This window comes from Paeniglutamicibacter sp. Y32M11, from assembly GCF_019285735.1.
GTDB lineage: Bacteria > Actinomycetota > Actinomycetes > Actinomycetales > Micrococcaceae > Paeniglutamicibacter.
This window is the reverse complement of record NZ_CP079107.1, coordinates 167442-188352: the sequence shown is the minus strand read 5'-3', so window position 1 is coordinate 188352 and position 20911 is coordinate 167442. Positions and strand designations below refer to the sequence as shown.

The window sequence follows — 20911 nt, the reverse complement described above, 5'->3', positions numbered from 1 at the left end:
CTTCCGCCGTTCCGGGCTGGTGCCCAAGCTCACCGGAATCATTGCCCGATTACCATATCTGTCTGGCTGGACAGATGTACAGTTGTGGCGTTGCCGAATCCCGTATGCCCGCCGGCAACCAGGATGAAAGGTCAAAACCTCCACCGTGCCCAACCCACAACGCCTGAGAACGCTGGCAGTTCTTGTCTCCATCCTATTGGTCGGCACCGGATGCGCGCCCGTGGGGTCGGGCATCGGCGGCGCCAAGCCCGCCGGGACCTCACTGGCACTGCTCACCGCGGCCCTTCCCGAGACACTCAACCCGCTGGCCGGATTCGACAATAACGGCACGGGAAAAATCAACGAATCCCTCTACACACTTACCGGCGCCGCGGAAAGTTTGCCGCGGATCACGCCACTGTTGGCGGCGGAGGAGCCCAAAGTTTCCCCCGATGCACGCACCTGGACGGTCAAGTTGCGCAGCGATGTCCGATTCAGCGACGGAACCACCCTTGACGCCACGGATGTCGTGGCAAGCTACCGGGCCATCATGGATCCGGCGAGCGCCTCCCCCATCCTCGGCACGCTCTCAAACGTCGTGGACGTCGAGTCCGTGGACACATACACCGTCAAATTCTCCCTGCGCGAAGCCCAGGTTTCCTTCAAGACGGCGATGCTCATCGGTATCGCCCCGTCCGAAGCCATTGTGCCCGGGCAGCGCGTGGAGAACTCGGTGCTAAACCGCGCCCCGATCGGCACCGGCCCCTACCTGGTGGATTCGCTGGATCCCGCGCGCCTGGCGCTTAAGGCAAACCCGAGATACCGCGACGGCGAGGTCGCGCTGAAGCGCGTCACCTACGAGGCCGCGCCCGATGACAACGCCCGGGCCCAGCGCATGCTGGCCGGGGAATTTGACGGCACCGTGCTACCCCCGCGACTCGCTGCCACCTTCGGCGCCAACCCAGAGTTCGAGCTGGTCACGGCCACCTCCGCGGACTGGCGCGGGCTCTCCCTGCCCGCGGATAACCCACTGACATCCGACCCAAAGGTGCGTCTGGCCCTGAACCTTGCGGTGGACAGGCAGTCATTGATTGACGGTGTCCTGGCGGGTGCCGGGCGTGCGGCAAACACCTTTGTTCCGGCCGAATATGGCGAGGCGTTTGATCCCTCCGCCATTTTTGCCCACGATCCGCAGCGCGCCGCGGGGCTGCTCGATGAGGCAGGCTGGGTCATCGGGGACGATTTAATGCGCTCGAAAAACGGGAGACCGGCCGCGTTCACGCTGATGTACAACCCTGGCGATTCGCTGCGCCGGGACCTGTCGCTGGCCTTCTCCGCACAGATGAAGTTGCTGGGCATCGATGTACCGGTCGAGGCGGCGACCTTCGAGACGGCCGAGCCACGGGTGGGAACCGACGCGATCATGCTCGGCGGGGGTGACACCCCGTATGACGTGGACACTCAGCTGTACAAGATGTTGCATTCCTCCTACCCCGCCGCCGGGGCGTACTACGACAATCCGAGCAGGTTCGCGGATTCTGCCATGGACAAGGCGCTGGAAACCGGGCGAACCAGCCTGGATGAGACCAAACGGGCCGCCGCCTACCGCGAGGTTCAGCGCCGCTACGTCGAGGACCCATCCATGGTGCTGCTCGCGTTTACCGACCACACCTATATCCAGCGCACCTCCGTTTCCGCTACCTGGCAAGGTACGGGAACGTTGCTGGAGCCGCACGACCACGGCACCACGTGGGGCCCGTGGGTGAAGCTCGGCCAGTGGGTACCGAAACCATGAGAACGCACGACGTTGCGCTGGGCCTCGCACCGCGGCGCTCGCGTGCACGCGAAGTGCTGAGCCTGCTCGGACGCCGGGCGCTGGTGGGAGTTCCGGCCACCGCCGGCATCACCGCCGCTGTCTTCTGGCTCGCCTCGCTGGCCCCCTTCAATCCGCTGGCCCAATATCTGGGCACGCAATACGAACATTCAACCCCCGAGCAACGCGCGGCATTGACCGAGCAGCTGGGACTCGACGACGCCTGGTATGCGATCTGGGGACGCTGGATGACCGGGGTGATGCGTGGTGAGGCGGGTACCTCACGGGTCTTCGGCCAACCGGTGACCCAGGTGATTTCCGAGCGCTTGCCCTACACCGCATTATTGGTGGGCCTCGGACTGCTGGTGGCGATGGTGCTCTCGGTCCTGCTGGCGGTTTGCGCGGCGCGGCGCCCCGGTTCGCCCCTAGATACCGTCGCTCTGTCACTGGTGCATCTGGCCCAAGCAATCCCGCCGTTTGTTCTGGGGCTGGTGGCCATTGCCATCTTCGCGATCGGGCTCGGTCTACCGGCCGGAGGCTCAACGTCGGGCGGCCTGGATCCCACACCGGCAGGCATCGCCCTGCACCTGGTGCTGCCCGTGGGCGTGCTGGCGATGACCCTGCTGCCGTGGCTGGTATTAAACCTTCGGGCCTCGGTGCTCGAAGCACTGGAATCCGACGCGGTACTGGCCGCGCGCGGACGCGGCCTGAGCGAATTCACGGTGCTACGCACCCAGGTACTTCCGGTGGCGCTGCTGCCGTTCATCACGGTGGTGGGTTCGAGGCTGGGTGAGTTGGTCACCGGGGCACTGCTCATCGAGGCGGTGTTTTCCTGGCCCGGCCTGGCTTCGGCAACGGTGTCCTCGGCCATCGCCGGGGATTTTCCGCTCCTTGCCGCGGTGACCGCGCTTTCGTGCGCGGTCGTTTTTGCCGGCTCGGCGTTGGCCGACGCCTCTTACCTTGTCCTTGACCCGCGGGTGAACGATGTCTAGGCCCCACCCATTACCCCTGGTTCTGCTGGGGCTGACTTTTGCCTACGCCCTGCTGGTTCCGTGGCTACAGCCCCTGGATCCTCGTGCCGTGGATCTGTCCGCGGTGCTTCAAGCCCCCTCGCTCCAGCATTTCTTTGGCACCGACCTCTTGGGTAGGGACGTGTGGATCCGCTCCGCCCAGGGACTGCGCATGTCCCTGCTATTGGCATTGTTCGCCTCGGTCGTCGCTACCGTCCTGGGTCTCGGTGTCGGATTGCTGGCCGCCTGGCGGGGAGGAGTCGTGGACAGAATAGCCATGCGCTTGGTGGATGTCACCAACGCCCTGCCGCACCTCCTGCTGGCGGTGGTGATCGTGGCCCTGTGGCGCGGGCAGTGGTGGGCGATTGTATTGTCCATAGCGTTGACGCACTGGACGCAGGTGGCCCGAATTGTCCGCTCGAGGTTACTGGCCGAGCGCACCGCCGACCACGTCCTACTGGCTCGTGCCTCCGGGGCATCAACCGCGGCCATCTGGTGCACGCACCTGATTCCGGCCGTGGCACCACAGGCAGCCATCGCCCTGGTGCTGCAACTGCCCCACGCCATCTGGCACGAAAGCTCACTCTCTTTTTTGGGCGTCGGGTTACCGCCCGAATCCGCCTCGCTGGGCCTGTTGCTGGAGGATGCGCGCGGCGGTTTGCTGGCCGGAGCATGGTGGTTGTTGGTCTTCCCCGCCGGGCTGCTGGTGTTGGTCAGCTGGTCCACCGCCTCACTGGTGGATACCGCGGGACGGCGGCGCGGCCGTCGCGCATTCCCCAGGCTCTTCGCGCGGCTCTTCGCGCGGGACCGCGCTATGCTGCCGGCGGCCGGTTCCGCCACCGCCGAGTTGCCGGTTGGCGAGCTGCAGGCCGGCGCAGCGATCCAGACCAGCTCACTGGACGTTTTCCTCCCCTCAACCGTGGACCCGGGCACCTCTTCGAGGGTACTGCGCGGGATCAATTACCGGGCCGAAGCCGGGGCCATCAACGTGATCCTCGGGGCTTCGGGAGCCGGAAAGTCGCTGCTGCTGCACACCCTGACCGGGTTGCTCCCGCTGGGCGCCAATGTCTCGGGAAACATCAGCGTTCATGGTTCTCCCCGCGATGCAGCGGGGCTTTCGCGGGCGCGCGGCACAGAAACGGTCTTAGTTCCCGGTTCGGCGACCACCTCGCTGAACCCGGTGCGAAGAATTGCCACGCAGATGCGGCACACGCTCAAGGCCGCCAAGCGGTCTTCCTCCCGAACCGATGTCCTTGATGCGCTGGCCGCCGCGGCCGTGGAGGAATCGTTGGCCGGGCGCTACCCCCACGAACTTTCCGGCGGGCAGGCCCAACGGGTCGCCCTCGGGTTGGGCTGCGCCGTTGGGGCACGGATCCTGCTGGTGGATGAGCCCACCAGCGCCCTGGATGCCCGCACGGTGGAACTCATGGAACAACTGCTGCGGGTAAAGGCCGCGGCCGGGATAACAATCATCATGGTCACCCACGATCTGGCTCTGGCTCGGCGTATCGCCGATTATGTGGCGGTTCTGAATGACGGCGAGGTTGTTGAATCGGGCACCGCCGCGGAGGTGTTGGGTCATCCCCAGCATCCCGCCACCGGTTCGCTGCTGGGAGTACCGGCATGAGCCTTGAATTGCGCGGGATTTCCTTCAGTCACCCGGGCGCCAACCTGGACTCCGGGAGGCTGCTTGACGGGCTATCACTGCGCGTCGCTGCGGGGGAAATTGTTGGGCTCGGCGCTCCTTCGGGCGCGGGCAAGTCTACGTTGCTGCGCATAGCCGCCTTGATGACCCCCGCGAATGCTGGCTCGGTGATCATCCACGAGCAGGAGTATGGACCTGGATCACCGGTTCCGCGCCACATCCGCCGGTCCTTGGGTGTGGTGCTGCAGTCCCCCAGGGCCGCGGCCGATCCACGGTTGCGCCTTGGTGCCCTCATCTGCGCGCCGCTGTCCTTCCGCGACGGCTCGCTGCGCCCACGACCGCAACGTTATGAGCGGGAGTTGGCCGAGCTGGCCGAATGGGTGCAGCTGGACCCGGCACTCCTGTGGCGTTATCCGCATCAGGTTTCCGATGGTCAATTGCAGCGCGCCATGCTGGCCCGTGCCCTAGCGCTGGAACCGGACGTTTTGATCTGCGACGAGCCCACGGCCCAACTCGACCCCGGGACCACGTCTTCCATCATGGGACTGCTGGCTGACCGCGCAGCCAGCGGCGCCGCGGTGCTGATCGCCTCGCATGATGGTGCCGCACTCTCTACGGTTGCCCACACCATGCTGGAACTGGCGCAGATCAATCACCCAAACCCCGACTGAGCACCGGGCCGATTGATGACTTCGTTTTAGCGTTGGCTTGCTGCCCTCTTGAAGGCACACGCGGGGACACCGTGGGGTCGTATCCGGATACGACCCCAAGACACAAACCGAAATGATCAAACGACGGGTGCGAAGGCCGCCCGGCCTTGGACTGCGGAGGTACCCAGGTCACTCTTGGGAAGTGCGGTGCCCGCCGCAACGGCCTGTGCCCAGTCATCGGTGCTGGCCACGGCGGCCATGCTGGACTGCAATAGCACCATCAGCGTCTCATGCACCTGCTGTGCGCTGGCCGTCCCGGCCTCGTTGGCCAGGTGGATTGCGCCGCTGGCATCGGCGAGCAGCTCCACCGCGATGCCCCGCGGTTCGGCCTCCACCGCGGTGGCGAGGTCGCAGTTGTTGGTCATGTAGCCGACGATGGTGATGGTCTCGATCTCGTTCTCCCGCAGCCAAGCCTCGAAGTCGGTGCCGGCGAACACGCTGGAATAGCTCTTCACCAGATGCTTCCACAAATCGGTGCGGCGCGAGGCAATCTCCGGGTGCAGCTTCCATCCCTCAGAGCCTTGCGCAAACACCGGCGCACCTGCCGGGTATTGGTGCTGAACGGAGACGATCGGCATCCCCTGCTTATGTGCAAGGTCGATGGCGCGGGTGATGTTTGCCAGGGATTCGAAGCGATCCGGGTATTGGATGGCCAGAGGTCCTGCCTCGGCAAAGTAGTCGTTTTGTACGTCGATGACGATCAGTGCGCGGCGCGTTTCAGCCATGGTGGTCCCCGTTTCCTTGATGGTTTGGTTGATGATTCCAGCCTGCCAGCCTTCGGAGCGCTACAGTGAGTGGCGTATATGCACACTTTCGATGGAAATGGGCCAACGTGAAAATATCCATCCACGCCTTCGATGGGATGACCATGTTCCATCTGGCAGCTCCGCTGCTCGTTTTCGGCGAGGTATCTCGACTTGGCCTCGCCGAGGACTGGGAGGCGAGGGTTTTCAGCGAGGCGGGTCAGCCGGTGCGTAGTGCCGAAGGGTATGTGATCGGGGATGTCTACGGGCCCGAGATCGTTCGCGATGCCGACCTCGTGGTGCTCCCATCCTGGCTGTCACACCTGCCGGAACCGTCCGAGAATCTGCTTCGCTTAGTACGAGATTCCCATGAACGGGGGGCCTCCATCGCCGGGCTGTGCTTGGGTGCCTATCCGGTGGCGTGCAGCGGCGTGCTTGACGGGCGCACGGCAGTGACGCATTGGGAAGCGATCAAGGACTTGGCCGCCAAGCCGCATGCCGTGGATTTCGATAGTTCCGCACTTTACATCGACCACGGCGACGTGCTCACCTCGGCCGGTACCGCTTCCTCGTTGGACGCCTGTCTGCACATCGTGCGCACCCACCTGGGCGCGGCGGCCGCGGCAGCAGTGGCACGACGCATCGTCATTGCCCCGCACCGCGAAGGAGGGCAGGCGCAATACATCGCCCGCCCATTGCCGGACCCCGAGCTGGACGGGCCACTGGGCCGGACCATTCAATGGGCGCAGGCGAACCTGGATCAGGACCTAGAGGTGGAGGCCATGGCGGCTCACGCCACGATGAGTAAGCGCAACTTCACCCGCAGATTTAGGGAAGTCACCGGTCTCTCCCCGGCGCGCTGGGTACTCGGGCGGCGGCTCGACGACGCCCGCCAACTTCTGGAAACCACCAGCTGGAGCATTTCTCGCATTGCGGAGTCCTGCGGTTTCGGCAGCGCGGTCACCTTCCGTCAGAACTTCATCGCGGCCTATGCCACGACCCCAACCTCGTATCGAACCCGCTTCACCCGCGGCTAAGGTATCGGCATCCCGGAGCTGCCGGCCCGACGGTCGAGGTGACACAGCTGAGGTCATTCGGCGGCGGGTGCCTTCTCCTGCTTGCGGGCGTAGGCGCGATTGGCCCGCTGTCTGGCGCCACAGCGCTCCGAACACCACTGCCGCCGCGCATGCGTTCGCACCATAAAAGATCATGCTGCCCAACCACGTCCCCCTAGTGGTCGCCGAACAAATGGGCATGCTCGACGCCCTGGCCCCCGGGCGAATCGATCTCGGGTTGGGACGCGCTCCGGGCACCGACGGCGCCACCGCGGCTGCCTTGCGCCGCAACCAGACGGCCAACGAAGAGTTTCCGGAGCAAATCGCCGAGCTGCTGGGATTCATGGAAAATAACTTCCCGCAAGGTCACCCCTACGAGGATGTCCACGCCGTGCCGGGGCCATGGCAGGCCGATGAGAACCGTGTTGCCCGCTCCGCAACCAGCGCCGACATCTGGATTTTGGGCTCCTCGACCTACTCCGCACAGGTTGCCGCCCGTCTCGGTCGACCGTACGCCTTCGCACTGCAATTTGGCGGCGCCGACGTCTTGAATGCGCTGCGGATCTACCGTGAGAACTTCCGTCCGTCACGGTACCTCGCGGAGCCATACAGCTTGGTCAGCATCGGAGCGATTGCCGATGAGAATCCCGCCGAAGCGCGGCGCCAGTCATCTTCCTCCGCCATGGCAATGCTGAGAATGTTCCAACGCAAGTCGTTCTCCCTGCTTCCTCCCGAGGGAGTGGCAGCCTTCCAGGCCACTAGCCAAGAGCGAGCAATCATCGAGGAATACACCGATCGGGCAATTCATGGAACCGCGGCCGAGGTAGCAGCGGGCCTGGAGGAGCTCCATGCCCAAACCGGAGTCGACGAGGTGATGTTGGTGGTTCAGGGATATTCGCGTCGCTCCCAAGCACAAACCGTGGAACTAATCGCAGACCACTACGGCATGCCAACTAACTGAACCAATATCTGGAGGATTTTCTGATCGTTGCAGGTGACATCGTTGCGGTGGGCGCGGTCCTGGCCGGGCTCAGCGCCGACCGAAAGCTGGTGACCGTAGGCAAGAGTGCCGCAACATGCGAGGCTTTCTCGGCAACTGTGAGGTCAGCGCATCGATATCACAGTGGAGTGCAGAGCCTAGTATTTGCGCAGGTTTAGCGGCTTTTGCCCCCGCAAGTGGTGGCGCAGATCGTTAATCACGCCCATTAGGACCGCATTGATGGCCTCGGTGGAGTTCGACAGCGCCCGCACCGCGACGCCGGGACCCGACACCTGGCTGATACCCAGGTGCACATCGGTACCCTGATCGTCACCGATCTTGTACGCAAGGTCGCGAATGCGCTCGACGTCGCCGGGGCCAATGTTTGCATCCACGGCCAGCAACATCCCCACGTGTGTGTAGTCCTGCAGGAAGAGCAGCGAGTCCAGCGAATCCGCTCCGGGGCGCACCAGCAGGTTATCGAGAACCACGATGCGCCCGTCGACCGAGACCTCGGTGCGCAGCCGTACCTCGTCGTAGCGGAACAGCTTCCCGTCCGGACTCCAGCCGGGGGTGAGCACCTCGCAGAAGAGCAGGCTGGAATCCTGGTGCATATCCACGCGCGTGAACTGCCGGTAGCTGGCCCCGCGATAGGCAATGAGCTGATCTGGCACGTATTCGAGCAGCGCGCCCGGTCCCAGCCGCACCACCATGTCCTGGCGGGCGATGCTGCCGGGAGTCTTGTAGACCTTGGTGGCCGATTGAGTGGTCAACAACAACGAGGCGTCCTCGTCGACCGTGACCTCGATGCCGTAGTTATCCCCGCCCAGGTACCCGCCACCGGGGTTCACGATGGTGTAACAGACCTGGGCGGTGTCATCGAGGTAGTGCGGGCGCAGGATCCGCAGTGCCCCCTGGTGGTATTGCCGGGTGGCAATCGCCTTACCGGCACGGTTGCCCACCCGCAGGCGCAGCTCGCCAACGAGTTTTGTGCCGGCAAAGGGCGAGGGACCCAGTTCCCGGATCGCCGGGGGTTCGCCCGTCGTTGCCTTCATGCCCGTCTAGCCCAGATCCAGCATCAGCACCTCGTGCTTAAGCCAATCAATGACCGTATCCAGTCCGTCATCGGTCTTGAGGTTGGTGAAGCAGAAGGGCTTGGTGCCGCGGAACTCCTTGGAGTCCCGCTCCATGACCGAGAGGTCCGCTCCCACGTAGGGGGCCAGATCGGTCTTGTTGATGATGAAGAGGTCGGACTTGATCATGCCCTGACCGGCCTTGCGCGGGATCTTTTCCCCCTGCGCCACGTCGATGATGTAGATGGAGAAGTCAACGAGCTCCGGGGAGAACGTGGCGGAGAGGTTATCTCCCCCAGATTCGACGAAGATGATCTGTAGATCTGGGTGCTTGGCCTTGAGCTCCTCGATCGCCGCGGAGTTCATCGAGGTGTCCTCGCGGATCGCGGTGTGTGGGCAGCCGCCGGTCTCAATGCCCACGATCCGATCCAACGGCAGCACACCATTGGCCGCGAGGATCTTGGCGTCCTCGATGGTGTAGATGTCATTGGTGATTGCGGCCATCGACACCTCGTCGTTCAGCCGCCGGGTAATCCGCTCGATGAGTTGGGTCTTGCCCGCTCCCACGGGTCCTCCGATGCCAATACAAATCGGTTCCATCATGCACTTCCTTCTGTCGTAAGTTGCTCGCTCCGCACGTTCCGTCCACCTAGGACATGAACATGCGGGCGCGCAAGTGTTCGTGGCGCATCTGCGCTATTTCCAGACCAGGGGCCGCCGCCCCTAGGTCGTCGAGCTCCAGCCCGAAGATCATTTCTACCGTTTGCAGGACCGGGGCATGCATGGCCCGCAGCACCCGCTGCCCGGCATTCTGCCCGATGGGGATCCCACGGATGGCGTTCTGCGTTAACGATGTCACCGTGGAGAACAGGTAGGCCGCCACGGTGTCGGCGCACGGGGCACCGGCACCGCGCGCGCCCAGGGCAAAGGCAATGCCCGGGTGTCCGGAGCATGCCCCGGATTGAACCTGCAGCCGGTAAGCCTCCAGCTCTGGCGTCGGAAAGACGCTGGTGGCCACGTGCAACATGCGTGCACCCATCTTCACCCCGGCCTCGCGGATCTGCCGTGGCACCGCCGCTGCCGTTACCAGCGCGTCGATGCGCGCCAGCTCCGCTCCGCCGGCGGCCGCGTGAGCCAGCCGGACCGCCAGTCCGTCGGTGTAGGCCAGGGACTGGGTCAGGAAGCTCTCCAGCCACAGCGTGAAGCTGGCTTCGTCGTGCACCGCCCGGGTATCCAGGTAGCTTTCCAATCCCAGCGAATGGCTGAAGGCGCCGGTGGGCAGCGCCGAGTCGGAGAGTTGCAGCAGCGTGAGCAGGTGCCCCGCCGTGGGGCTAGTGGGTGTGTTCGGCATGGCGGAACGGCACCGGCATCACACGTTCCTGGCGCTGATAGGGCGTGTTGTGGTGCTTCAGGAAGTCCTCCACGGTGTGGTCGTATTGCACCACCATGACCGCCGCGGCATAGTCCGAGGCGGTGTCGAAGAACTGGGCTTGGAGGTGGCGGTTGCCCAGCGCGTGCGCCACCTGCCCCATCTCGAAGATGGAGCCCGGGGCAATAACCAACACGTCGGTGGGCAGTACGGAAATCGTGATGATTTCCTTCTCATTGCGCAGCAGGATGTCCCCATCTTCCAAGTCGGCGCCGGGCGCCAGGCGGATGCCCAACTCTCGCCCGTGGTCGGTGGTGACGCGCTGGATTCGCTTGACCAGGGCCGAGGAAGGCAGCACAACCTTTTCCTCATGCAGCTGTGCCAGCTCGGCCGCGGGAACATCACGCTTGTTCCCCATAAGCTGCTCGATAATCATGAAACTCCTTGTGAAATTGCGGTTTTTAGAAGAGGAAGTAGCGCTGGGCCATGGGCAGCACGGTCGAGGGCTCGCAGGTCGCCTCGACCCCGTCGACGGTGACGACGTAGGTCTGCGGGTCAACCTGGATGTCCGGGGTTTCCCCGTTGAATTTCAGGTCAGCCTTTGTCACTGTCCTAATGCCATGAACCGGCCGAATGACCTTGCGCAGCCGCAGACGTTCGGGCACGCCCTCCTCGATGGCTGCCTGGGACAGGAAGGTAATGGAGGAGGCGTGCACCGCGGTGCCCAGGGCTCCGAAGTTGGCACGCAGGGTGCGCGGTTGCGGGGTGGGGATCGATCCGTTGGAATCTCCCATGAGCGATTGAACGATCAGCCCGCCCTTGATGACCATGTCCGGTTTCACGCCGAAGAACGCCGGGTCCCAGAGCACTAGGTCGGCAAACTTGCCCACCTCGATGCTGCCGATGGTATCGGCAATGCCGTGGGCGATAGCCGGATTGATGGTGTACTTCGAGATGTAGCGCTTGAGCCGGAAGTTGTCGCCGACTTCCGGGTCACCCTCCAGCTTGCCGCGTTGGCGTTTCATGGCGTCGGCGACCTGCCAGGTGCGCAGCACGGTCTCCCCGACCCGGCCCATGGCCTGGGAATCGGAGGAGGTCATGGAGAACACACCCATGTCGTGCAGGACGTCCTCGGCCGCAATGGTCTCGGCGCGGATCCGCGAGTCGGCAAAGGCCACGTCCTCGGGGATGTCCGCGTTGAGGTGGTGGGCCACCATGAGCATGTCCAGATGTTCGTCCACGGTGTTGATCGTGTACGGCAGGGTGGGGTTGGTGGAGGCCGGCAACACGTTGGGCAGCCCCGCCATGCGGATGATGTCTGGGGCGTGGCCACCACCTGCTCCTTCGGTATGGAAGGTGTGAATGACGCGGCCGTCGATGGCGGCGATGGTGTCCTCCACGAAGCCGCACTCGTTCAGGGTGTCGGCGTGGATGGCGACCTGCACGTCGAATTCGTCGGCGATCTTCAGCGACTCGTTGATGGAGGAGTGGGTTGCTCCCCAGTCCTCGTGGATCTTCAGGCCAATGGCACCGGCACGGATCTGCTCGGCGAGCGGGCCGCGCGCACTGGCATGTCCCTTGCCCAGGAAGCCGATGTTCATCGGCAGGTTTTCTACGGCCTGCAGCATCCGGGAGATGTGCCAGGGACCGGGGGTCACGGTGGTGGCCTTGGAAGCGTCGGAAGGTCCGGCGCCGCCGCCGATCATGGTGGTGACCCCGGAGGCCAGTGCCACAGGGATCTGGTCGGGGCTCACGAAGTGCACGTGGGTGTCGATGGCGCCCGCCGTGAGGATTTTGTGCTCACCGGCGATGATGTCGGTGGCCGCGCCGATGGTGATGTTCACCCCGTTGGTGATATCCGGGTTCCCGGCCTTGCCGATCTTGAAGATGTGGCCGTCGCGCAATGCGACGTCGGCCTTGTAGATCCCGGTGTAGTCAAGCACCACCACATTGGTGATGACGGTATCGGGGATGTCTTGGTCGCGGGTCATTTGACCGTTTTGGCCCATGCCGTCGCGGATGACCTTGCCGCCACCAAAGACGACCTCGTCGCCATAGTTGGTGTAGTCATGCTCGATCTCGGCCAGTAGCTCGGTGTCGGCCAGACGAATGGCGTCTCCGGTGGTGGGCCCGTACATCTCCGTATAGTGCTTGCGGCTCATCTCGAAGCTCATTTGGTGCCCTCCGCTTCAGGATCCTGGATCACGGTGTCTTCGCTTTCCTCGGTGGCGCGCCTGGCCTCGTCGGGGTGTGGCGGCAGGGTTTCATCAACCGGGTCCACACCGTAATCAGTGTGGAAACCCTTGGTCTCGCGGCCGAGGTTGGGCAGGTCGATGTCGTAGTCGGCGACGAGCTCGGCCTCGGTGACCGGGTTGATGCCGGCGGAGCCGCCGATCGCCTCGGTATCCTTCGCGGGGATGGTCTCACCGACCGGCCCGTTTACGCGGTCCTGGAATCCGTAGACATGCCGGCGACCGGCAAATTCGACGAGGTGCACGGTACGTGCGTCCCCCGGCTCGAAGCGCACGGCGGTGCCAGCGGGGATATCCAGGCGGAAGCCTCGGGCTGCGACCCGGTCCAGGTCCAGTTGCGGGTTGACCTCGGCAAAGTGGTAGTGCGATCCAACCTGAATGGGGCGGTCCCCGTGGTTGACCAGGTTCAGGATTCGGGTTTCGAGTTCCGCGTTGCAGAGCACGGGCTCGTCGCGAAGGATGTATTCTCCCGGTTTCATGCTGTTGTCTCCCTTGCCTAGCGAATCGGGTTGTGGACGGTGACGAGCTTGGTTCCGTCGGGGAAGGTCGCTTCGACTTGCACGTCGGAGATCATGTCGGCGACGCCCTCCATGACCTGTTCGCGGGCCAGGATCGTGGTTCCGTAGCTCATCAAATCCGCCACGGTGCGCCCGTCGCGGGCCCCCTCGATGAGTTCGTAGGTGAGGATGGCCACGGACTCGGGGTGGTTGAGCAGCAGTCCGCGGGCTTGGCGCCTACGTGCCAGATCGGCGGCCACGACAATCATGAGTTTTTCGTGCTCACGCGGGGTTAAATGCATCTAAGGCTCCAGTTCTCAACAGTGGTAAAAACATTGCGCCACCCGTTATCTGCAACCGGCGGGAAGATGCGCCGGGAGGTCCGTGGATAGGGCAAGAATAGCAGAAGCAGAAGCCGCCCACCGCCGAGTTTCAACCACAGCGCGGCTCGGTGCTTCGAGGGTGCTTTCGCTACCAGTCCGGGGGCCGCTTCGAGCCGTCCGTTCCACTGCTGACTTGAGGAAAACAAAAAAGTCCCGCAGATTCCACTGTTGGTGAAATCGGCGGGACATCTTTGTCGTGTCGTGCAGATTCGGGTCTTTTTAGAGGCCCAGTTCGTCCTTACCGAAGGCGTAGAGGTACGGCACTCCGGCCTCGGCCTCGATGCGTTCCTTGGATCCGGTGTCACGGTCAACGATCACAGCAACTGCTACGACATTGCCGCCGGCCTTGCGCACACCTTCGACGGCGGTCAAGGCGGAGCCACCGGTGGTGGAGGTGTCTTCGAGGACAACAACGTTGCGTCCCTCCACCGAGGGGCCTTCGACCTGACGGCCCATGCCGTAGGACTTCTGTGCCTTGCGCACCACAAAAGCGTCGATCGAGCGTCCCGCGGTACCTGCCGAGTGCATGAGCGCGGTGCCCACTGGGTCGGCCCCCATGGTTAATCCGCCGGCATTGGTGAATTCGATGCCCGCCTTGTCGAGCATTTCCAGCATGACGGAACCGACCAGCGGCGCGGCTTCATGGTGCAAGGTGATGCGGCGAAGGTCGATGTAGTAGTCGGCCTCCTTACCGGAGGAAAGGATGACTTTGCCGTGGACCACGGCAAGTTCCTTGATGAGTTCGAGCAAGCGGGCGCGCGCGGCAGTATTGGTCATGGTCTCAATTCTAGTTTGGTGATTGCCGTGCCGGTGATCATCGCGCCTTTGTGTCACAACTCTTCCTCGAAACCCCGCCGTTGGCGGGCGAAAGATGTCGCTGCCACATTTGCTACAGACAGGCAGGTGGTTGCGGGGTTAGGCTGAGGACATGACCGATTCTCGCCCTCTGGGTTACTGGCTCAAATTGGTTGACTCGCTCATTTCGGAGCAGTTCGCCGACTCCCTCGAAGAGCATGGCGTCACCCGTCGCCAATGGCAATTGCTCAATGTCCTGACGAAGGGCTCAGCCACCGGAGGTGAGCTCACCGCGGCGCTAGCTCCCTTCTTTGGGGAGGCCCAAGCACAAGACGAACCAACGAGTCCCTCGGAACATCTGGCCGAACTTGTTGAATCGGGCTGGGTCGCGGAGGAAGGCCATACCTTCACGCTCACCGAGCGGGGAATGGTATCCCTGGAACGACTGACCGAGATCGTTGATGCCATGCGTGAGGAATCCAGTGCCGGGATCACCCCGGTGGAGTATGCCACCACCGTGGCGTCACTGCGCAAGATGGCCGTCAACCTCGGCTGGGATCCGCAGAATCCACCTGCCGACGCATAAAGGCGGTTCTTCGCCACGTGTTCCCCGACTCGGGATAGGCTATTGAACATGCGCGAATTACAGGCCGTCATCATCGAAGAAATGGGCGTCAAGCCGCAGATCGATCCCGCTGCGGAGGTGCGCGCCCGTATTAACTTCCTCAAGGAATACCTTCTAACCTCGGGCACCAAGGGTTTCGTCTTGGGCATTTCCGGTGGCTTGGATTCAACGCTCGCTGGACGTTTGGCGCAGCTTGCCACCGAGGAACTTCGCGCCGAGGGAACCGAGGCACAGTTCGTTGCCGTTCGGCTTCCCTATGGCACCCAACAAGATGAGGCGGATGCCCAGGCGGCGCTGAAGTTTGTGGCGGCCGATGTGGAGCGGACCTTTAATGTGCGGGCGGGTGTCGATGGCCTCGAATCCGCCTTCCAAGAGGCTGCGGGAACTCCAATCTCGGATTTTAACAAGGGCAACATCAAGGCTCGCATGCGCATGATCGCCCAATACGCTCTGGCCGGTGAGGAAAATCTTTTGGTGATCGGAACCGACCACGGCGCCGAATCCGTTACGGGATTCTTCACAAAATTCGGTGATGGTGGGGCCGACCTCCTACCGCTCTTTGGACTGAACAAGCGACAGAATCGCGAACTCCTGCGTCACTTGGGTGCACCCGCGCAGTTGTGGGAAAAGGTGCCCACTGCGGACCTCTTGGACGGCAAACCGCTTCGCACCGATGAGGACGAATTGGGCATCAGCTATAACAACATCGACGATTACCTCGAGGGTCGCACGATTCCCGAGGACGCAGCGGTAGCTCTGGAGACCAAGTACCTGCGTTCACGGCATAAGCGCACCACCCCCGCCACCATCTTTGACACCTGGTGGAAAAAGTAGCAGCGACCGAAACAACATAGGCTGGTTCTTGTGGATAACACCTTAAACGAACCAGCAGCCGCGCCAGAAGTTTCAGAGAACCCCTATGCGGATCTCCCGGAGCCCACGGGCGAATTGGTCCAGCCCATTATCTTGTTGGTGGACCGCGAGGAACCGTGCGACGAGGATGCGGGGATAACCGTCGCGGCGCTGGCATCGGTTAATGCGTTATTGGCCAATCCTGAGCACCCCTATTGGCGCCCGTGGGCCGAAGGCGCCTTTGCCAAAAGCGTCCGGCGGGCGGATGCAAAGATGTTTGCCAAGGTCGCCGCCGAGTTCCCGGATCATTCCGTCGCCGAACTCGGGAGCGCGCGTGCCCTAGCCTTCGCTCCGATGCCTGCCGAGTCGCTGCCTAAACGATTAGCGAAGTTGCAGGTCTCCGGAACTACACTTCCGCCCGGCAAACCGATGGAACCCACACCGGTGCACATCGCGTTGAATGATGGACTCGGCATGAGCACCGGCAAGGCTGCAGCCCAGGGCGCCCATGCCCTGTTCGCGTGGGTGTTGGAGGGGAAACCCGCAGATCTTGCTGCTTGGCGCGCGGCCGGCTGCAAGCTCTCGGTTCAACGACTCGATTCCAAGGCGTTCAAGAAGCTATCCCGCTCGGCCCAGGGCCCGCTGATCCACGATGCCGGTCGCACCGAAATTATCCCCGGTTCGGCCACCGCCTTTATTCGCATCGGCTAAACGAAAGCCGAGATCCCGGTGATGGCTCGACCGACAATGAGGGAATTGATTTCATAGGTACCCTCGTAGGTGTAGAGAATTTCGACGTCGGCAAACAGCTTGGCCATCTCATGGTCACTGGTGATGCCATTTCCGCCCATCAGGGCACGCCCCTTGGCCGCTGAATCGCGTGCCAAACGAGTTGTCGTCGATTTTGCCATGGCTGCTTGCACCATCTGCAGTTCACCCCTGCCCTGGATTCGAGCAAGGTCAGACATGAGCGAGAGGCTCGCCATGGCGTTACCGAGGATTTCGGCCAAGGGCAGCTGTACAAGCTGGAACCCGGCAATCGGCTGACCGAATTGTTTTCGGGCCAACGAGTAGTCGCGCGCAACATCAAAGATCCCCAATTGCACCCCTGCGGCCTGCCATCCCACCCATGCCCGAGAGTGCATCAAAAGCTCGTTGGCTGCAGCAAAGTTCTTGGCTCCGGGAAGCCTATTGGCCTCTGGAACGCGCACCTCATCTAGGATGATGTCCGCGTTTTGCATGATGCGCAAGCCAATCTTGTTGGAGATCTTGGAGGTACTAAAGCCCGGGCGATCCGATTCGACGATAAAGGCCTTGATGGCGTTGTCCGCGGTATCTCTGGCCCAGACCAAGGAGAAGTCGGCCATGGTGGCGGCTCCGATCCAGCGCTTAGCCCCGTTGATGACCCATTCATCACCGTCGCGCGTGGCGGTGGTGGACAAACCGCCAGCGATGTCGGATCCGTGATCGGGCTCGGTGAGCGCAAAAGCTCCAACGGCAGTGAATTGCGTCAGGTCCGGTAACCATTTCTGTTGCTGTTCGACCGATCCCAGTTCGTGGATCATGCCAACGATAAGTTCGTTGTGGATGCCAATCAGCGCTGACAGGGAGACATCGGCGCGTGCCGCTTCAACGTAGACCAGACCCTTAAAGAGTTCACTGCTGCCGTCGAGCTGAATTCCGCCCAGTCCGTGGGCGGCCAACGCCGGCAGCACATGGTGCGGGAATTCCTCACGGTTCCAATATTCGATGCTGTCGTGGCGGACGTGCTCTTGGAAGAATGTTCGGATCCCTTCCAGACGTTGGCGCTCGGCGGAGTCCAGTTGCGCCCAGATATGCATGAGGTCGGCATCCGGAAATGGTAGTTGCTTTCCGATGTGCTTCGAGTGCGTGTTAGTGAGAGTTGGGTGGTTCTCGCTGAGTGGCATGAGAGGGGATAGCTCCTTGTCCGGTGAATTATTTGGCTCTCGGGCGGTAGACCCTTCCAAACCCTTGGATATCAAAGTATATTTGCCAGTGACTCAAATCACTAGGGCTTCCTACTAATTAGGTGTCCGGTCGAAAGGATGACAATGACCGTTACCGAAGAATTCCGTGCGGCACGCGATCGACTCATGGAATTGCGCACCAATTACACCGGCGCCCTCGAAGAGTTCCGTTGGCCGGCCTTCACCGAGTTCAACTTCGGTCTCGACTGGTTTGATCAGGTCGCCAAGGATCCCTCCCGCGCCGCAACCAACGCCTTGGTCATCGTGGAAATGGACGGCAGCTCCACGCGTCGCACCTGGGCTGAGCTCGCGGAACGCTCCAACCAGGTTGCCAATTGGATGCGCTCGGTTGGAATGAAGCGCGGTGAAAAAATGATTGTGATGCTGGGCAACCGCGTCGAACTCTGGGAGATCATGCTCGCCGGCATCAAGCTGGGCATGGTCATGATCCCCACGACGACTCAGATGACCCACGTGGACCTGCAGGACCGGGTGGAGCGCGGAGAAGCCAGCTGGGCCTTGGCTGGCAGGAGTGATATCCACAAGTTCGACAAGGTTGATGGCAAATTCAACCTCATCAATGTGGACAAAGATGCCTCGTCAACTGCACTTGACTACACCGAAAGCGCCGAGCAATCCACGGAATTTGTTCCGGAGGTCCCCACCAAGGCCGATGAGACCCTACTGCTGTATTTCACCTCCGGCACCACATCAAAGGCCAAACTGGTGGAACATACCCATACCTCCTACCCCGCCGGACACCTGAGCACCATGTTTTGGATCGGACTGGAGCCCGGCGATGTACACCTCAATGTCGCTTCCCCGGGCTGGGCCAAACACGCGTGGAGTAATTTCTTCACCCCGTGGATCGCCGAAGCCACGGTGTTCCTCTACAACTACGAACGCTTCGATGCCAAGGCCCTGATGGCTCAGATGGACGCCGAGTCTGTCACCAGCTTCTGCGCGCCGCCAACGGTGTGGCGCCTACTCATCCAAGCCGACCTCACGGCACTTAAAAATCCACCGGCCAAGCTGGTGTCGGCCGGGGAACCCCTGAACGCCGAGGTAATCGACCAGGTCAACCGCGCATGGGGCCAAACCATTCGTGACGGTTTCGGGCAGACCGAAACCACCGTGCAAATCGCCAACCCGCCCGGAATGCCCATCACCATCGGCGCCATGGGACGCCCGATGCCCGGCTACGACGTTGTGCTCATCGACCCCGCTACTGGAGACGCGGGAAGCGAGGGGGAAATCTGTCTGCGCTTAGATCCTCGACCGTTGGGGATCATGAAGGGGTACTACGGAGATCCGGAAAAGACCGCGGAGGCATTCCGCGACGGTCTCTATCACACCGGCGATATGGCCGAGATGGACGAGCGAGGAGTCATTACCTATGTGGGGCGCGGGGACGATGTTTTCAAGTCCAGCGACTACAAGCTCAGCCCCTTTGAGCTGGAGTCGGTGCTGATCCAACACCCGGCCGTGGCCGAGGCCGCCGTTGTCCCCTCCCCCGATGCGCTGCGGCTCTCGGTTCCCAAGGCCTTCGTGGTGACCACCGCTGGCCACGAACCCTCTGCGGAGCTGGCCGAAAGCATCCTCGGCTTCTGCCGGGAACACCTGGCACCTTACAAGCGGATCCGTCGCCTCGAATTCGCCGAACTTCCCAAAACCATTTCCGGGAAGATCCGGCGGGTGGAACTGCGTAACAGTGAAGTAGCGCGCCACGAAGCAACGGCCGGGACCCAAACCCTCGGCGTGGAGTACCGCGACGACGAATTCCCGTCGCTGAAGTCCTGAGCCCGAGCGGGGTTTGGATAAGCTAGGGCACACGTTATATCCGGAGGGAAAATTGAGCCAGCCACTATCGCGCGACCCGATCCTAGAAGCGCAACGCAATTGGGAACGCCATGGATGGGAAGACGTTGCCGAACCCATGGCAGCGATCACCGCACTGATGCGCACGCAGCAGATTCTTTTGCAGCGCGCTGAAACGGTACTCAAGCCCTTCGGTCTCACCTTCGCGCGCTATGAAATGTTGGCCCTGCTCAGCTTCGCGCGCGATGGTGAGCTGGCAATGAATCGAGCCAGCGCGTTGTTACAGGTCCACGCCACATCTGTCACCAATGCCGTGGACAGGTTGGAGAGCGCCGGGTTGGTCGCCCGAACCAAACACCCGACCGACAAACGCACCACGCTCATCGCACTTTCACCGCAGGGCCGGGAACTATCCGCGGCAGCCACCCTCGAGCTAAACGCTCAGATCTTTGCCGAATCTGGCTTCTCCGACCGAGACATCTCCACGTTGATCCGGATCTTTAGTAAGTTCCGCCGTGACGCTGGGGATTTCTCGGGGGAAGAATCTACCTCGGAGTAAGCAAATATTCGAGATACACCGCGCGGGAACTGACGCCTAACTGCCGACCAGTTCCGAAATCCCCAACACTCCATCGCGCATGGCGGCGACCGAGTCAGTGAACGAAATGAACTCGGTATCGTGGGTGACCATCACGGTGGCCACCGAGAATTCCTTGGTGACCTGCACCAACAGACGCACGATTGATTCACTACGTGCGTTGTCCAACGCCGCCGTCGGCTCGTCGACCAGCAACACCTTCGGTTCGCCCATCAGGGCGCGGGCAATGTTCACACGCTGACGTTGACCACCGGAGAGTTGGTGTGGGCGCTTCTTGGCGCTGTCGGCCAAGCCCACGATGTCCAACAACTCGAGGGCATGTGTTTTGGCCTGCTTCAGCGAGTTGCCACGCAGATGGTCCGAGATAATGAGTTGTTCCACCGCTGTAAGTGAGGCCAGTAGATTGGGCTGCTGAAAGATGATGCCGATCTTTTCGCGACGTAACGCGGTCAGCTGGGCATCGTTCAGGTCACTGGCGGTAGTTCCGTCGATGATCACTAGGCCGCTAGTGGGGCGAATGAGTGTTGCCGCGGCGGCCAGCAGGGAGGACTTGCCCGAGCCCGAGGGGCCGATGAGCGAGAGCATCTTGCCGGCACCGACACTCAAATTCACGGTGTCCAGAGCCTTGATGGTGCCGTCTCCGTCTGGGTATTCAAGCGTGACGTCGATCAGTTGCAGTGGCATGTTGGTGTTTGGGGTACTCATGGAAATCCTTCACTCGGGTGGG

Annotated in this window: 22 protein-coding genes and 1 pseudogene; 11 read left to right on the top strand and 12 right to left on the bottom strand. The window is 62.3% G+C overall.

Annotation, left to right across the window (positions count from 1 at the left end; translation table 11 throughout):
- Window positions 1–145 precede the first annotated feature (145 nt).
- The 4 genes from KUF55_RS00915 to KUF55_RS00900 are packed head-to-tail and all read left to right on the top strand — an operon-like array spanning window position 146 to window position 5118.
- On the top strand, window positions 146–1774 hold the full coding sequence (locus KUF55_RS00915) for an ABC transporter substrate-binding protein (protein ID WP_218817709.1): 1629 nt from the start codon (window positions 146–148) through the stop codon (window positions 1772–1774).
- A complete protein-coding gene (locus tag KUF55_RS00910; RefSeq protein ID WP_132364169.1) occupies window positions 1771–2784 on the top strand; it encodes an ABC transporter permease in 1014 nt (337 codons plus the stop codon). Before KUF55_RS00915 ends, KUF55_RS00910 begins: the two co-directional genes overlap by 4 nt.
- Window positions 2777–4429: an ABC transporter permease subunit gene (locus KUF55_RS00905; protein ID WP_218817708.1), complete on the top strand. Its 1653-nt coding sequence runs from the start codon at window positions 2777–2779 to the stop codon at window positions 4427–4429. Before KUF55_RS00910 ends, KUF55_RS00905 begins: the two co-directional genes overlap by 8 nt.
- Complete coding sequence (locus KUF55_RS00900) at window positions 4426–5118, top strand: ABC transporter ATP-binding protein (protein WP_132364166.1); 693 nt, start codon at window positions 4426–4428, stop codon at window positions 5116–5118. Before KUF55_RS00905 ends, KUF55_RS00900 begins: the two co-directional genes overlap by 4 nt.
- A gap of 116 nt (window positions 5119–5234) precedes the next feature.
- Here KUF55_RS00900 and KUF55_RS00895 read toward each other — a convergent pair whose 3' ends face one another.
- A complete protein-coding gene (locus KUF55_RS00895) occupies window positions 5235–5882 on the bottom strand; it encodes an isochorismatase family protein (RefSeq protein WP_218817707.1) in 648 nt (215 codons plus the stop codon).
- 107 nt (window positions 5883–5989) lie between these two features.
- Between KUF55_RS00895 and KUF55_RS00890 the strand changes: the two genes are divergently transcribed.
- Window positions 5990–6937, top strand: a complete 948-nt coding sequence (locus tag KUF55_RS00890) for a GlxA family transcriptional regulator (RefSeq protein WP_218817706.1) — start codon at window positions 5990–5992, stop codon at window positions 6935–6937.
- A gap of 53 nt (window positions 6938–6990) precedes the next feature.
- Here the strand turns inward: KUF55_RS00890 and KUF55_RS18960 are convergent, their stop codons facing one another.
- Window positions 6991–7101, bottom strand: coding sequence for a hypothetical protein (locus tag KUF55_RS18960; RefSeq protein ID WP_370630936.1), 111 nt, complete (start codon window positions 7099–7101; stop codon window positions 6991–6993).
- A gap of 8 nt (window positions 7102–7109) precedes the next feature.
- On the opposite strand from KUF55_RS18960, the gene KUF55_RS00885 reads away from it, so the two are divergent.
- Complete coding sequence (locus KUF55_RS00885; protein ID WP_218817705.1) at window positions 7110–7916, top strand: MsnO8 family LLM class oxidoreductase; 807 nt, start codon at window positions 7110–7112, stop codon at window positions 7914–7916.
- A 176-nt stretch (window positions 7917–8092) separates the two neighbouring features.
- On the opposite strand, the gene KUF55_RS00880 is transcribed toward KUF55_RS00885, so the two are convergent.
- The 8 genes and pseudogenes from KUF55_RS00880 to pyrE form a co-directional block, all read right to left on the bottom strand.
- A complete protein-coding gene (locus tag KUF55_RS00880; RefSeq protein ID WP_218817704.1) occupies window positions 8093–8989 on the bottom strand; it encodes an urease accessory protein UreD in 897 nt (298 codons plus the stop codon).
- Window positions 8990–8995: 6 nt separating this feature from the next.
- Window positions 8996–9610 carry an urease accessory protein UreG gene (gene ureG, locus KUF55_RS00875; RefSeq protein ID WP_132364158.1) on the bottom strand — a complete coding sequence of 205 codons (615 nt, stop codon included), beginning with the start codon at window positions 9608–9610 and terminating at the stop codon, window positions 8996–8998.
- Between the two features lie 46 nt (window positions 9611–9656).
- A complete protein-coding gene (locus KUF55_RS00870; RefSeq protein WP_132364156.1) occupies window positions 9657–10358 on the bottom strand; it encodes an urease accessory protein UreF in 702 nt (233 codons plus the stop codon).
- The gene (gene ureE, locus KUF55_RS00865; protein WP_218817703.1) at window positions 10339–10812 is read right to left on the bottom strand and encodes an urease accessory protein UreE; all 474 of its coding nucleotides are present in this window, start codon (window positions 10810–10812) and stop codon (window positions 10339–10341) included. Before ureE ends, KUF55_RS00870 begins: the two co-directional genes overlap by 20 nt.
- A gap of 25 nt (window positions 10813–10837) precedes the next feature.
- Window positions 10838–12550 (bottom strand): urease subunit alpha, encoded by a 1713-nt coding sequence (ureC, locus tag KUF55_RS00860; RefSeq protein WP_218817702.1) that lies wholly within the window; start codon window positions 12548–12550, stop codon window positions 10838–10840.
- A 215-nt stretch (window positions 12551–12765) separates the two neighbouring features.
- Window positions 12766–13107, bottom strand: a pseudogene (locus KUF55_RS18610) (urease subunit beta); the annotation flags it as partial.
- A 17-nt stretch (window positions 13108–13124) separates the two neighbouring features.
- Window positions 13125–13427 (bottom strand): urease subunit gamma, encoded by a 303-nt coding sequence (locus KUF55_RS00850; protein WP_132364150.1) that lies wholly within the window; start codon window positions 13425–13427, stop codon window positions 13125–13127.
- A 300-nt stretch (window positions 13428–13727) separates the two neighbouring features.
- Complete coding sequence (gene pyrE / locus KUF55_RS00845) at window positions 13728–14285, bottom strand: orotate phosphoribosyltransferase (RefSeq protein WP_132364148.1); 558 nt, start codon at window positions 14283–14285, stop codon at window positions 13728–13730.
- Window positions 14286–14436: 151 nt separating this feature from the next.
- Here pyrE and KUF55_RS00840 point away from each other — a divergent pair, with 151 nt between their 5' ends.
- The 3 genes from KUF55_RS00840 to KUF55_RS00830 are packed head-to-tail and all read left to right on the top strand — an operon-like array spanning window position 14437 to window position 16491.
- Window positions 14437–14889, top strand: coding sequence for a MarR family winged helix-turn-helix transcriptional regulator (locus tag KUF55_RS00840; protein WP_132364147.1), 453 nt, complete (start codon window positions 14437–14439; stop codon window positions 14887–14889).
- A 48-nt stretch (window positions 14890–14937) separates the two neighbouring features.
- Window positions 14938–15762, top strand: a complete 825-nt coding sequence (gene nadE / locus KUF55_RS00835; RefSeq protein ID WP_132364146.1) for an ammonia-dependent NAD(+) synthetase — start codon at window positions 14938–14940, stop codon at window positions 15760–15762.
- A 30-nt stretch (window positions 15763–15792) separates the two neighbouring features.
- Window positions 15793–16491 carry a peptidyl-tRNA hydrolase gene (locus KUF55_RS00830; RefSeq protein WP_255557209.1) on the top strand — a complete coding sequence of 233 codons (699 nt, stop codon included), beginning with the start codon at window positions 15793–15795 and terminating at the stop codon, window positions 16489–16491.
- Here KUF55_RS00830 and KUF55_RS00825 read toward each other — a convergent pair.
- Entirely contained in the window at window positions 16488–17621 is a 1134-nt protein-coding gene (locus KUF55_RS00825) for an acyl-CoA dehydrogenase family protein (protein ID WP_370630976.1), read from the bottom strand. The genes KUF55_RS00830 and KUF55_RS00825 overlap by 4 nt on opposite strands.
- A gap of 231 nt (window positions 17622–17852) precedes the next feature.
- Between KUF55_RS00825 and KUF55_RS00820 the strand changes: the two genes are divergently transcribed.
- Together KUF55_RS00820 and KUF55_RS00815 are read left to right on the top strand one after the other, a co-directional pair.
- Complete coding sequence (locus tag KUF55_RS00820) at window positions 17853–19568, top strand: AMP-binding protein (RefSeq protein ID WP_304623527.1); 1716 nt, start codon at window positions 17853–17855, stop codon at window positions 19566–19568.
- A gap of 52 nt (window positions 19569–19620) precedes the next feature.
- Window positions 19621–20145 (top strand): MarR family winged helix-turn-helix transcriptional regulator, encoded by a 525-nt coding sequence (locus KUF55_RS00815; RefSeq protein WP_132364140.1) that lies wholly within the window; start codon window positions 19621–19623, stop codon window positions 20143–20145.
- Window positions 20146–20181: 36 nt separating this feature from the next.
- Here KUF55_RS00815 and KUF55_RS00810 read toward each other — a convergent pair whose 3' ends face one another.
- The gene (locus tag KUF55_RS00810; RefSeq protein ID WP_218817699.1) at window positions 20182–20889 is read right to left on the bottom strand and encodes an ABC transporter ATP-binding protein; all 708 of its coding nucleotides are present in this window, start codon (window positions 20887–20889) and stop codon (window positions 20182–20184) included.
- Between the last annotated feature and the right edge of the window lie 22 nt (window positions 20890–20911).

Excerpts from the sequence above, each read along its gene's own strand:
- KUF55_RS00910 (WP_132364169.1), top strand. The coding sequence starts at position 1,771 with ATGAGAACGCACGACGTTGCGCTGGGCCTCGCACCGCGGCGCTCGCGT.
- KUF55_RS00905 (WP_218817708.1), top strand. The coding sequence starts at position 2,777 with ATGTCTAGGCCCCACCCATTACCCCTGGTTCTGCTGGGGCTGACTTTT.
- KUF55_RS00900 (WP_132364166.1), top strand. The coding sequence starts at position 4,426 with ATGAGCCTTGAATTGCGCGGGATTTCCTTCAGTCACCCGGGCGCCAAC.
- KUF55_RS00895 (WP_218817707.1), bottom strand. The coding sequence starts at position 5,882 with ATGGCTGAAACGCGCCGCGCACTGATCGTCATCGACGTACAAAACGAC.
- KUF55_RS18960 (WP_370630936.1), bottom strand. The coding sequence starts at position 7,101 with ATGGTGCGAACGCATGCGCGGCGGCAGTGGTGTTCGGAGCGCTGTGGC.
- KUF55_RS00885 (WP_218817705.1), top strand. The coding sequence starts at position 7,110 with ATGCTGCCCAACCACGTCCCCCTAGTGGTCGCCGAACAAATGGGCATG.
- KUF55_RS00880 (WP_218817704.1), bottom strand. The coding sequence starts at position 8,989 with ATGAAGGCAACGACGGGCGAACCCCCGGCGATCCGGGAACTGGGTCCC.
- ureG (WP_132364158.1), bottom strand. The coding sequence starts at position 9,610 with ATGATGGAACCGATTTGTATTGGCATCGGAGGACCCGTGGGAGCGGGC.
- KUF55_RS00870 (WP_132364156.1), bottom strand. The coding sequence starts at position 10,358 with ATGCCGAACACACCCACTAGCCCCACGGCGGGGCACCTGCTCACGCTG.
- ureE (WP_218817703.1), bottom strand. The coding sequence starts at position 10,812 with ATGATTATCGAGCAGCTTATGGGGAACAAGCGTGATGTTCCCGCGGCC.
- ureC (WP_218817702.1), bottom strand. The coding sequence starts at position 12,550 with ATGAGCTTCGAGATGAGCCGCAAGCACTATACGGAGATGTACGGGCCC.
- KUF55_RS00850 (WP_132364150.1), bottom strand. The coding sequence starts at position 13,427 with ATGCATTTAACCCCGCGTGAGCACGAAAAACTCATGATTGTCGTGGCC.
- pyrE (WP_132364148.1), bottom strand. The coding sequence starts at position 14,285 with ATGACCAATACTGCCGCGCGCGCCCGCTTGCTCGAACTCATCAAGGAA.
- KUF55_RS00840 (WP_132364147.1), top strand. The coding sequence starts at position 14,437 with ATGACCGATTCTCGCCCTCTGGGTTACTGGCTCAAATTGGTTGACTCG.
- nadE (WP_132364146.1), top strand. The coding sequence starts at position 14,938 with ATGCGCGAATTACAGGCCGTCATCATCGAAGAAATGGGCGTCAAGCCG.
- KUF55_RS00825 (WP_370630976.1), bottom strand. The coding sequence starts at position 17,621 with ATGCATATCTGGGCGCAACTGGACTCCGCCGAGCGCCAACGTCTGGAA.
- KUF55_RS00820 (WP_304623527.1), top strand. The coding sequence starts at position 17,853 with ATGACCGTTACCGAAGAATTCCGTGCGGCACGCGATCGACTCATGGAA.
- KUF55_RS00810 (WP_218817699.1), bottom strand. The coding sequence starts at position 20,889 with ATGAGTACCCCAAACACCAACATGCCACTGCAACTGATCGACGTCACG.